The organism is uncultured Porphyromonas sp., assembly GCF_938039215.1.
Classification (GTDB): domain Bacteria; phylum Bacteroidota; class Bacteroidia; order Bacteroidales; family Porphyromonadaceae; genus Porphyromonas.
On the sequence record NZ_CALHVI010000004.1, the window covers coordinates 63,581 to 74,098 of the forward strand.

10 protein-coding genes are annotated in these 10,518 nt (G+C 51.7%); 4 read left to right on the forward strand and 6 right to left on the reverse strand.

The window, feature by feature from the left end; translation table 11 throughout:
- Nucleotides 1–254: 254 nt before the first annotated feature.
- Nucleotides 255–1,592, forward strand: a complete 1,338-nt coding sequence (locus Q0336_RS00515; RefSeq protein WP_298524192.1) for a hypothetical protein — start codon at nt 255–257, stop codon at nt 1,590–1,592.
- A gap of 521 nt (nt 1,593–2,113) precedes the next feature.
- Complete coding sequence (locus tag Q0336_RS00520; protein ID WP_298524195.1) at nt 2,114–2,764, forward strand: hypothetical protein; 651 nt, start codon at nt 2,114–2,116, stop codon at nt 2,762–2,764.
- A 119-nt stretch (nt 2,765–2,883) separates the two neighbouring features.
- Here the strand turns inward: Q0336_RS00520 and ccsA are convergent, their stop codons facing one another.
- The 5 genes from ccsA to Q0336_RS00545 all read right to left on the reverse strand — a co-directional run bounded on the left by ccsA (nt 2,884) and on the right by Q0336_RS00545 (nt 7,757).
- A complete protein-coding gene (ccsA, locus tag Q0336_RS00525) occupies nt 2,884–3,672 on the reverse strand; it encodes a cytochrome c biogenesis protein CcsA (protein ID WP_298524198.1) in 789 nt (262 codons plus the stop codon).
- A gap of 124 nt (nt 3,673–3,796) precedes the next feature.
- Entirely contained in the window at nt 3,797–5,005 is a 1,209-nt protein-coding gene (locus Q0336_RS00530; protein WP_298524201.1) for a cytochrome c biogenesis protein ResB, read from the reverse strand.
- A 128-nt stretch (nt 5,006–5,133) separates the two neighbouring features.
- Nucleotides 5,134–6,621: an ammonia-forming cytochrome c nitrite reductase gene (nrfA, locus tag Q0336_RS00535; protein WP_298524204.1), complete on the reverse strand. Its 1,488-nt coding sequence runs from the start codon at nt 6,619–6,621 to the stop codon at nt 5,134–5,136.
- A gap of 65 nt (nt 6,622–6,686) precedes the next feature.
- Nucleotides 6,687–7,277, reverse strand: coding sequence for a cytochrome c nitrite reductase small subunit (nrfH, locus tag Q0336_RS00540; RefSeq protein ID WP_298524207.1), 591 nt, complete (start codon nt 7,275–7,277; stop codon nt 6,687–6,689).
- Nucleotides 7,278–7,460: 183 nt separating this feature from the next.
- Entirely contained in the window at nt 7,461–7,757 is a 297-nt protein-coding gene (locus Q0336_RS00545) for a hypothetical protein (RefSeq protein WP_298524210.1), read from the reverse strand.
- A gap of 403 nt (nt 7,758–8,160) precedes the next feature.
- Here Q0336_RS00545 and Q0336_RS00550 point away from each other — a divergent pair, with 403 nt between their 5' ends.
- Together Q0336_RS00550 and Q0336_RS00555 are read left to right on the forward strand one after the other, a co-directional pair.
- Entirely contained in the window at nt 8,161–8,703 is a 543-nt protein-coding gene (locus tag Q0336_RS00550; protein WP_298524212.1) for a hypothetical protein, read from the forward strand.
- Between the two features lie 420 nt (nt 8,704–9,123).
- A complete protein-coding gene (locus Q0336_RS00555; protein ID WP_298524214.1) occupies nt 9,124–9,591 on the forward strand; it encodes a DNA-binding protein in 468 nt (155 codons plus the stop codon).
- 178 nt (nt 9,592–9,769) lie between these two features.
- On the opposite strand, the gene Q0336_RS00560 is transcribed toward Q0336_RS00555, so the two are convergent.
- The coding region (locus Q0336_RS00560; protein ID WP_298524217.1) for a putative phage abortive infection protein at nt 9,770–10,518 on the reverse strand (749 nt) is incomplete at its 5' end.

The window sequence follows — 10,518 nt, forward strand, 5'->3', positions numbered from 1 at the left end:
TCTCCTCTCCGAAGGTCTCGGCTACTTCCCGTCTGTTCTTTTACATCGAACCTATATTCCAGCGAAGCCACCTACCTTTTCACGGAAGATAACCCTCGTTCTAAGGATAGTGTTCCGCCTCCCTAACTCGCCTCTTCGCATCGTACCTATGGTAAGGGCCTCCTTAATATCTATCTTTGCAAAGCTCCAGCACGGGACAAGAGCTGGTCTTGGCTGGGAAATCAATCAATAAACAAGTACGAATGATGAAGAGTATGTTACGTAGAGCAAGGCTTATGGCTCTCCTCCTGCTTGCGCTGGGTACGAGCTATGGCACGATACATGCACAAGAGGAGGTGCGCATCTTCAAGAGCAAGACACCTCAGTTAGACCCCGCCTATGCCAAGGGGGTGTCGGGACATATAGCGGGAGAGCCACGTCAGGGGCAACTTGTGATGGCTGGTGGGTGTAACTTCCCCGACCGCCCAGCTCGAGAGGGTGGAGCGAAGCGCTACTATTCCGAGATCTATATTGCCGACTATCTTGGCGCATTTAATCTTGCTTGTGAGACAAAGGCTTCGGAGCAGGATATGGGGTGGAAGCTCGTAGGGCATTTGCCCCACCCAACGGCCTATGCGGCATTCCAGCGGTATGATGATCAGCTCATCGTCGCAGGTGGGCAGTCTGCTGCGGGAGACCTAAGTGACGCCTATATCATTCAGCTGAGCGATAGCCTTGGCGTGGAGATCACTCCGCTACCCAGCTTGCCAGAGCCTCGTAGTGGGATGGCTTCAGCTCTCATAAAGAATGTGCTCTACCTCATCGGGGGCCGTGTGAATGGTAAGCTCTCCAATACCGTCCTGTCTCTCGACCTCAGCAGTCCGCAAAAGGAGTGGCGTGAGGAGACGCCTTATCCGCATAGCCCTTTCCTCAAGCTCGTAGCTGCGATTCATCTGTACGAAAGAGGCTCTTCTTCCTACGTCCCGTACTTAGGTGTTATGGGGGCGTTCACAGGTGTAGATGAGCCCGATCAACGAGTCCAGGCCGATGTCACCTATATGACTTATACACCTCAGACGAAGCAGTGGCAGACTTATAAGATCGCACCCGATGACCCCATCGCAGCCTATGGCTTTGGGGGCGGTTATGCTTTGCGGTACGAGGCCAGCTTCTCTGGTGGGGTGCGGGCTGACCTCTTTGTGACGGCACTCCAGCGAGAGAAGGATCTGAAGGATGCGAAAGCTAAGGGCAATCGTCGACTGGTGAAGAAGCTACAGGCAGAGCAGCGTGCTTATCTCAGCCATGACCCTGCATGGTATGGCTTCTGTAGCGAGTGGTACTCCTTCGATAGGTCGAGAGGGAGGGGGGAAGCGAAAAGCGGATTTCACTTCGATGGCCGAGCAGATGCCGTCTATCTGGATAGGTTTTCTTCTATGATGGATGGTATGCTAATTGGAGGGGAGACGATGCCAGGTGTGCGTACTCCCAGGATCGTCATCTTTACGACAGCCTGCGATCCACCGAAATTTCATGTGATGATCGACCCGAATTACCAGCAGGGTGACTCGGGCTCTCCCAGTGAATCACCAATAGCCAGCAAAGAAGGCATATAGCAAGGCGATATTAAATAAGTGTCCCCACCTGTAGCTGAGACTACGGGTGGGGACGCTTATTTGTGGAGGCTTATGCGCCCACTGTGCCCTTAGCTGAGGGCGTAGGTTAGCGCTTGATATGGGGTGTCGAATTTGGGCTCGGCAAGGACTCAAGCTTAGCCTTCCCCCGAGGCTTATCTCAAGGGGTGGTTTAGGAACCTATGGTAGGTCGTCGAAGCGACCCACGGTAGGTCGCATCGACGACCTACCGTGGGTTTTTTCAGCGATCTACCGTGGGTCGCAAAAGGGGCGCTAAAGGAGGTGACCTTTCCCCCAGTGAAACGCCTCAAGATTCCTCGCCCAAACCATCCTGCCCCAATACGTATACGTTTCGTGCCTGGAAACGTATACGTCTTAGGCTGGAAACGTATACGTTTCGGGCGCAAAACGTATACGTCTTGATCACGAAGGGTATACCCTTTGCCCGCCAGCCTTATTTTTCCTAGCTTTGCCCGTCGTCAAACACAATACAAACAGATCTCATGAAAATCGAAATCGGAGAGTCCCTAGCCTTGAGTTACCTCAAGCACGTAAAGGGATGTATCATCTATCAGACAAACTGGAAAGTATCAAGCCACTGGACGATTAATAACAAGGAAAAGCTTGATGCTATCTTTAAGAAGGTACGCAGAGAGGAAGCTTTTAGTGGAATCTTCAAGCAATCAGAGTTTGATCAGTTCTTAAAGCAGGCTGAAATAGATGCCTTGGGGATAGATCAAGCTGGTAAGGTATATGCTATAGATATAGCTTTCCATGAGAAGGGACTTAGGTATGGTTCAACAGATGAAGAGGCTGCAGCCCGAGTGACGAAGAAGCTTGTTCGTTCTTATTTAGCAATGCGCGGCTATTTCCCAGGGAGAGAGTATGAAATCATCTTTGCGTCACCTAAAGTGGGTCCTACAAGGGATATAGTTATTGATAAGGCTGTCGAGAGTCTGTGCCGCAGACTGGGAGATGTCAACAGGGAAAAGTTTAAGTATATCACTAACGATGCCTTCAGAGATGACATTCTTAGGGAGACACTCAGGGTTACTAAAGATGATGCAGATACGAATGAATTATTTTTGCGATCGTATAAGCTGCTTAGATTATGTTGCCCTGAGTTGAAGGCTATGTTTGAACCGAAAGAATAGAAAGTAGCTTCTGCTCCCAGCTCGAAGAGTAAGGTAGAATAGTAGATTGTCCCCACCTGCAGCCGAGGTTGCAGGTGGGGACGATTGCTTTTAGAGAGGCTTATGGGTGGGTTGTGTCCTTAGCCGAGGGTGTAGGTGTGGACGCTCACGCCTTGAGCCGAAGGGAGGTAGTTGATCCCCCACCAGCACATCTGCAGAAGGATGAAGGAGATGAAGAGCCCCCAGAGCGCCGCACGACGATAGCGGTCGGAGCGGATGCGCACATGGATATAAGCCAGATAGGCGAACCATGTGGCAGCAGCCCACGTCTCCTTAGGGTCCCATGCCCAATAGTGTCCCCAAGCTTCCTTAGCCCAGAGTGCTCCGAAGAGAATACCCACGGTCATGAACGCCCAACCGACTTGGACGAGGTTGTCGCAGATGTCCATCTCGTGATCGTTGATGGGGGACTTCTTGAACCACAGCAGGTAGGCAGACATCAGCGCCGCAGCACCGAGCACAGCGTAGGCGAACATATAGACGATGACGTGTGGAGCGAACCAAGGGCTTTGGAGCGCAGGCATGAGCGTCTTGTTGTGGATCTCGGGGTTGACGATGTTGATCGTCGTGAAGACACCAGCTAGGACGGTGCTGAAGGCTAAGATCCAAGGATAGCGCCAGCGAGAATAGACGATCAGCCCCGCCGTGGGTAGGAAGAAGGCATACCACAGACGAGTCTCACCCATGGTACGCAGAGGCGGACGCTCCAGCGACAACCATAGCCCAAGGATGAAGGCGAAGTAGACGATAAGTCCTGCTGCAGTGAGTAGGTAGGTAGGAAGAGGACGCTTACGCCAAGCCGTCCATGCACCGCCCGCCCATAGCAGGAGGGCAGGGATAGCGAAGAATATGAAGGAATCCCAAGTCATGAGGATAGAATTGATAGGGGTTGGAGTGGATAAGCAGAAGAGGTAGGGGACGAATACCTAGTACCTTGGGCGCTTTCTGCGCCTTCGTCGGGAAGTGTGCCTACCCTAAACTAAGTGGAAGGACTTAGCGACGTTTCTGCGAGACGATGAAGGTGAGTACAGCACCAGCCAGCAGTAGGTAGATCCCTACATAGACGGCAGGTAGCCAAGGATCCTTGACGAGCTCAAAGGTACTGGTCTCGCTCCATCGACCCATCGATTCATCATAGCTGAGCTGGTAGATCTTCCATCCATCGACCGTGACGGGCTTATTGACTTCGACGGTAGCGACGATGTTCTTCTGCGACTGGGTGTAGATATGGATACGTGAGGCATAGCGCTCGGGTTCACGCCGTGCCATGACAAGGCTTAGATCCTTGGTGAGCTTGAGTTCCTGGAAGGGGAAGAGGTAGCTACCGCAGGTGACCCAGCCGGTGAGGGGCTTGCCGACCTCCTTACCATCCTTCATAGGCTGTGCTTCGACCAGAAGGGCAGTCACAGCACCTGACGATCCCCATGCGACGTACCTCGTAGTATCAGAGGTGATGACGGGTGCAGCCAGGGGAAGGTTCTGCTGGATACGGATGCGCCACTGATGAAGCATACCTTCACGGAAGTGCTTATCGATAAGTACGATGTCAGGGTTCTTCGCTGGGATGGACTTCCCTGTCTTGCTGTTGATGACTAGAAGCTTGGGGGGATATTCGTCGATGGTGAACTTCTCCAGCTGGATAGCTAGAGGGAGCTCCATGAAGCCCTGTTCGTGGGTAGCACGCCACTCGGGCATGTCTGTCTGGGCCGTGAGCTTCACTCGCTCCATATCAGCACTACCGAGCGTAGCGGAGACGATAGCTATGAAGAGCCCGATGTGTGAGAGCATGGAGGGTACTTCTCTCAGACGGAAATGTAAGATCTGCCGTAGTGCGATCAGCCCCACGATACCTGCAAGGCGAGCATAGATAAATACAAAGGGCCAGAAGGAGAGCATCTGTGTCAGCCCGATGGGGTCGATGGCACGCTCATGAGGTGCTACCTGACGCGTGAGCCCCATCACGACGGTGAGTAGGGCAGCGTAGATCAATGTGGGTACAGCTGCTTCGGCGGTGAAGAGGAAGGCGAAGAGGCGTACTCGATGACGTAGTAGGTAGACGACTACGAGGGAGAGTAGGTAGAGGATGAGGAAGATGCCGTTGATCGGGAAGGCGAAGTCCGACCAGTGGATGGGACCCACGCTGTACTGGAGCATCAGCCCCACGAGGATCAGCCCAGCACCAGTGGCAAAGCCTTCTTTCATTTTCCAGATAGCATTAAACATACGGGAAAGGAGTTGGAGTAGAGAAGAAGCGCGACGGCAGACGATGAGGTCTGTCGCCGCGCCATAAGAGGATATTCTAGATGTGTGTCAAGCTTCAGGGGCTCTGCTTAGAGTTCGATGAGCTTACCTTGTGCCTTAGCTGACTGTACCCACTTAGGTACGACGGTCTTCATGAACTCAGCCTTGTCAGCTTGGAGCTTCTTGCCATCGACACCGATGTAAGCCCAAGCCTTTTCCTTAGTGGAGATGTCAGGCATGGGTACGTCACCAGTGAAGCCATGCTTAGCGAGCACCTTGGAGATGGAGAGACGAGCGTCCTGAGCATAGCCGAGGCTCTGAGCGAGGATGCGGGTCACTTCCTGAGGAGCGTGGAAGGAAGCACCGTGGCTAGCTACGGCAAAGTCCCAGCGCCACTGGCTCTTGCGGATAGCCTGAAGGGCAGCCTTCATCTCGGGCTCAGTAGCACCATTGTCCCAAGCGTACTTAGCTTCGATGTGTGCCTTAGCTAGTTCCTTCTCTACACGGTTACGTACTTCGTTGGCCATGCGCTGACGATCGTAGACATTCTGACGGAGCGTCTCTTCGTCCTCACGGTGACAGGTCTGGCAGGTCTTGTCGATACGAGCCAGCGGGCTGATGACCTGGTGATCGGAGTACTTCACTCCACCCTCACTCACGTAGGGCATGTGACAGTCAGCACAGGAGACACCACGCTGTCCGTGGATACCCATACGCCAGAGTTCGTAGTCGGGGTGCTGGGCCTTGAGGATAGGGGCTCGAGAGAGCTTGTGCGTGTAGTCTGAGTAGTCCATCTCGTCGTAGTAAGCCTCCATATCTTCGACGGTGAAGCCCTTGTCATGAGGGAAGGTGAGGTACTTACCATCGCCCTTGAAGTAGTACTCGGTGTGGCACTGAGCGCAGACGAGCGAACGCATGTGCTGATGGGACTGCTTGGAGACATCGTCACCACGGCGAGCAAAGGCTTCGTAGAGTGCGGGACGAGCAGGCTTGAGGTTCATGGTGCGGGCATCGTGACAGTCGGAGCAACCGATGGTGTTCACGATCTCGTCACCCCACTTACTCCAGGGAGCCTTGTAGAACTCTGCGATGCCCTTCTCCTTCATGATACGAGGTACGTCTGGGCTCTTACAGGTCCAGCAGGTACCGGGCTGTATATCCTCCTTGCCGTTCACCCCAGGGGAGCCTGTACGAAGGATCTCACGCATGTCTTCGATGGCGTGCTTGTGCCCACGTGGTGTGTTATACTCCATTGCGAACGAGTAGCCTGCCCACAGGACGACCATCTCTGGACGAGCGGCGAGTACGTCGACACGCTGTGAGCTGTTGAATTCACCCTTATAAGTAGTGTCTGCCGTCTTTGCCCAAGTCTGATACTCGCGGGGGAAGTCTTCGGCGAACTTCTCATTCTGTGAGACGATGGAGTCGGTGAAGAGGTGTTTGCGGTTGTTGTAGATGCTCACCACCTCAGCACGACGCTCGAGGAGGGAGGAAACGATGAGCCCAAGGACGAAGACTACGACCATTGAGCCTCCGAACAGGAGCCATCCTTGCCAACGTTTCAACTGTTTTGCCATGATTCTGAGTCTCTTTTACGTTGTTGTTATTCTGTTGTTGTTTTTCGCTAGTGAATGATGGAGGATTACTTGACCATCTTCTGTAGCCAGTCGGGCACGGGTGATTCGGGAAGTGGCACCTGAGCTGCTGGAGTGGATGAGAGGGAATTCATCTTGCCGTGGGCCACATCTCGATGGCAATCCCAGCAAGCTTTCCCTTGGTCACACTTGACGTCCATGTAGGAGATGCGTCCAGTGTTGACGATTTCAGTGTTAAGGGTGGCATGACACCGCACGCAGTTTTCCATGATGACCTCTGCGCTTTCGTCGATGGCACGGATGGCTTGTCGCTCTTGGCGGGTGACGAACTTATACACGTGGTTCATACCGTCTTTGCCTTTGAAGTAATACTTTCGGAAGACATTGTCATGAGGTACGTGGCAGTCGTTGCAAGTAGTATTACGAGCGTGCGCACCATGCATCCACGTGGCATAGTAAGGGGTCATGATGTGGCAGTTGACACAGGCCGAGGGGTCGTCGCCTAAGTAGGTATGGAACCTAAGCAGATAGAGGAAGAGTCCGCCTAAGCCTATCACAACCCCACCTACGAGCAGCAATGCCACTTTCAAGCGGAAGCCTAAACGCGGTAGTCGTTGTAGGAATCTGTTCATTATCATGATGTCTAAGTGATAGATGTACTACAAAATAAACACCTTTTCCTTGATCTTACAACACTTCTTTTCATTCTGTGGTATTTTATGAAAATTAAGGAAGTGAATGCTGTGTCTGTGCTGTAAGCTAAGGTTGTGGGAGATCAGCTACTTAGGCTTCCGAATCAAGCTTTGTCTTTGCGGAAAGTCTTAGTCCCCACAAGCACCAAGGAGAAGCATGACCAGAGTGATCAAAGCATGTGCTAGCACAAGGAAGTCACGATGCTTACGCTTGCAGAAAAGCGCAAGCACGAAGCCAAGGAGTAGCCAGAGAGCGAGGGCTGCGTTGAGACTCACATAGGTGGGGAGGTCCCGATATAATATGGATACGTTCTCCGCCCCGAAGGGATATTCCTCGGGGAAGGTAAAGCTTCTGTACGTGTCCGAAGCGACTAGCATGAGGAGGACGATACAAATGCCTGCCCATGCGTACCTCATTATTCTCATAGCTCTTTGCTGTATTCTGTTTGCCATGTCTGCTCTGTCTTCTTCTTCGAGGTGGGGAAGGGATGCTGTACCTTCGCCTTTAGCTCGGAAGGTGTACTTATTGGCTTGGAAGTTAGCCTCCCTCTTTCCCTTGGGGCGAAGTTAAAGCGAATAGACTGACGAAGCAAAGCCATCGTTGCCCGCAAAGGAGGTCTGCGGTAGGTCGTAGGGGTGACCCACGAGAAGTTTTATCAGCAATCCATGGTGGGGGTAATTTCTGTTGGATAAGAAAGTGTATTTTTACAGCAAAGCGGGCTTACATTCCCCAAGGTATATCGCTGACAAACCTCTTGATCGGGATAGCTTCATCCTTTGAGAGGATCACAAGGCGAATGCTAAAGAGTCGACTTCTAAAGCGATCACTATGTTTCGACTATCCCTTCTATTCCTATTTCTTCTTTCGCTCTTCTCCTCGGGTTGTGAGCGCAGAGGTACGCTGTCCGATCGTCAGATGCTGGAGACATTCGATCATCATGCTTCGGACTTCGAGCGTCTACGAGCAATTGCCGTCAAGTATCCCCCCTTCCATTACCCGCCTCTTGATGAAGGGGACAGCACCGTCTTGCTCCTTGCCCCCGAAGACCGTCAAGCTCTAGATTCGCTCCTTGGTCTGACGGGCATCGAGCGCTTGTACTACGAAGGGGAGGCTGAAGTGCGCTTAATGGTCAGCACATGGGGGCTTTCTGTAAGCGGGGGATATAAGGAGTATATCTATGCCCCAAGTCTTCCAGCAGAGATGAAGAAGTACAGTGAAGAGCTTGCTCAAGATCCAGTCCTTGCACGCTTCATCGTGAAGGGTATTACGAACGAAGACTTGGATCAAGTCGCACGAAGGTATTCCAAGAGCCTAGATCTATACCGCCCGCTAGGGAATGCCTGGTATCTACACCTAAGTCGGGAAGACTGACCTTCCGCTCTCCCAAGAGACTTACCCTCTCCGAGGGCTCCCCTTCAAAGAGGGAGAAATGCACCTTCCTTACCTTTAGAGAAGCGTCCCCAGCAGTGATCCAAGGGTCGACTACTGGGGGCTTGCAGTAATTAGGTGGAGCAAGTAGGGGAGTACCTTCTTCCCCCGAAGCTCCATGTCTTTCCTTTACCTTCACCCGTCACACAAGGGCTTAGTTTATAGGGTCTTTCATCCGAACGTATACCCTTCCTCGTCCGAACGTATACGTTTGGCGGGCAAAACGTATACGTCTTTTTACCATAGGCTTTGACGGTAGCGACTGAATGGCCTTGAGACAGCTGAAAAACACATTATCCTGCCCTTGTATAAAAAGTCTCCGACAGGGGCTGGGCGAACAATCTGGAGACACCTTAAATAATTATGAGTAAGAAAAACAAACCCATTGGTTACACCCTCGGCGAACGCAAGGTAGTCATCCAAGCCACCCTTTCGGGTCGTCATCGCATGAGCTTCGAGCGCTTCTGCGAGTTGGTGGCCAAGGACACAACCCTCAATTACATGGAAGTGCAGAGCGTACTCAACCTCGCTGCTGATATGGCACGCGAAGTCGTGGCTAACGGCGACATCGTGGACTTCGGCCGTCTGGGGACGCTTTCGCCTTCGTTTAAGAGCAAGGTCGTGCCCGTCGGGAGCGAGTTCAATGCCAACGTGCATATCACCGAGCCCCGCGTGAACCTTCGCCCGAATACCATGTACTTCCGCCTTCGTCCCGAAGAGGTCAGCTACGAACGTATGGAGGCTAAGCCCAAGGCTAAGAAGAAGGAAAAGAAGCCCGAAGGTGGCACGACGCCCGAGCCTGGTAACGGCAGCGGGCACGTAGGTATCTAAGCCTTTGCCGAAGCGCCAGCAAACAGAGCCACCCGACGTGATGCCGAGAAGCATTGCGTCGGGTGGCTCGCTGTATGGGGGGGACTAAGGCTGATCAGGTTGTAGTGCCAAATAGTTCGTTGTTTGATCCTTGCTATGTTGTAAATTCGGGAGCTCTCGTGGAGTTGTATAAATATTTTCAAGGATGGTTTATTTGACTTAGTCGCTGAAAACTCTGATATAGAGTTTGGCTCTCTTGCGCTTCTATAGTACAATGTATAGAGTTCTTGTCAGAGCCTTCTACTGGATTAATTATTAGATTCTTTTGGGGACATTTAATTCCAAAGTTAGAGTTACAGAATATTTCAATGAGAATACATTGAAGGAGTTGGATTCGTTGTGTAGGGGTGAGTGTGCTAAAAGCGTTTGTCCATTGTTTGCTGACCTTCTTAATATGGATGTCTATCTTTTTGTCATCCTCTCGAGTGATGGTACATTTCCATCCCCAGTGAGTGAAATCTGTGGTCGACTTAGCTTCCCTTAAAAGCTCCTTGATTCTATGGCGTAAAGTATCAACAAAAACACTGACCTTAAGTCTCTCCGTATAATTATTTGCCATGTTCCCCCACCAGCTTTTGAATTCAAGGAGTTCAAAAGTTGGGAGATGCTTGAGCAGGTTATACTCGTTGATATAATGTGTAAAGTTTTTTCCGTGAGGTGTTTGTGCGTTGTATCTAAGTAAGAGTAGCTCACTGCCGGTTAACTGTGCTCGCAATATTTTGATGTATTGTGCCTTTTCTATTCCTGTTAGTTCCGACTTATCAATGACCTCGCAGATGCGATAGAGTTGGCGGAAGTAGGGGGCAAGACGAGGGTATTCAGCATAAAGATTAAAATAGGCAAGCACAGCAGAACCTGAATTTTTGTCCTTTTTTTTAGGGCTGAATT

Bases quoted from the DNA above. Each gene is read 5' to 3' on its own strand.
- Q0336_RS00530 (WP_298524201.1), bottom strand. From the start codon at position 5,005: ATGAAAGAAGGCTTTGCCACTGGTGCTGGGCTGATCCTCGTGGGGCTG.
- Q0336_RS00550 (WP_298524212.1), top strand. From the start codon at position 8,161: ATGTTTCGACTATCCCTTCTATTCCTATTTCTTCTTTCGCTCTTCTCC.
- ccsA (WP_298524198.1), bottom strand. From the start codon at position 3,672: ATGACTTGGGATTCCTTCATATTCTTCGCTATCCCTGCCCTCCTGCTA.
- Q0336_RS00515 (WP_298524192.1), top strand. From the start codon at position 255: ATGTTACGTAGAGCAAGGCTTATGGCTCTCCTCCTGCTTGCGCTGGGT.
- nrfA (WP_298524204.1), bottom strand. From the start codon at position 6,621: ATGGCAAAACAGTTGAAACGTTGGCAAGGATGGCTCCTGTTCGGAGGC.
- Q0336_RS00520 (WP_298524195.1), top strand. From the start codon at position 2,114: ATGAAAATCGAAATCGGAGAGTCCCTAGCCTTGAGTTACCTCAAGCAC.
- Q0336_RS00545 (WP_298524210.1), bottom strand. From the start codon at position 7,757: ATGAGAATAATGAGGTACGCATGGGCAGGCATTTGTATCGTCCTCCTC.
- nrfH (WP_298524207.1), bottom strand. From the start codon at position 7,277: ATGATAATGAACAGATTCCTACAACGACTACCGCGTTTAGGCTTCCGC.
- Q0336_RS00555 (WP_298524214.1), top strand. From the start codon at position 9,124: ATGAGTAAGAAAAACAAACCCATTGGTTACACCCTCGGCGAACGCAAG.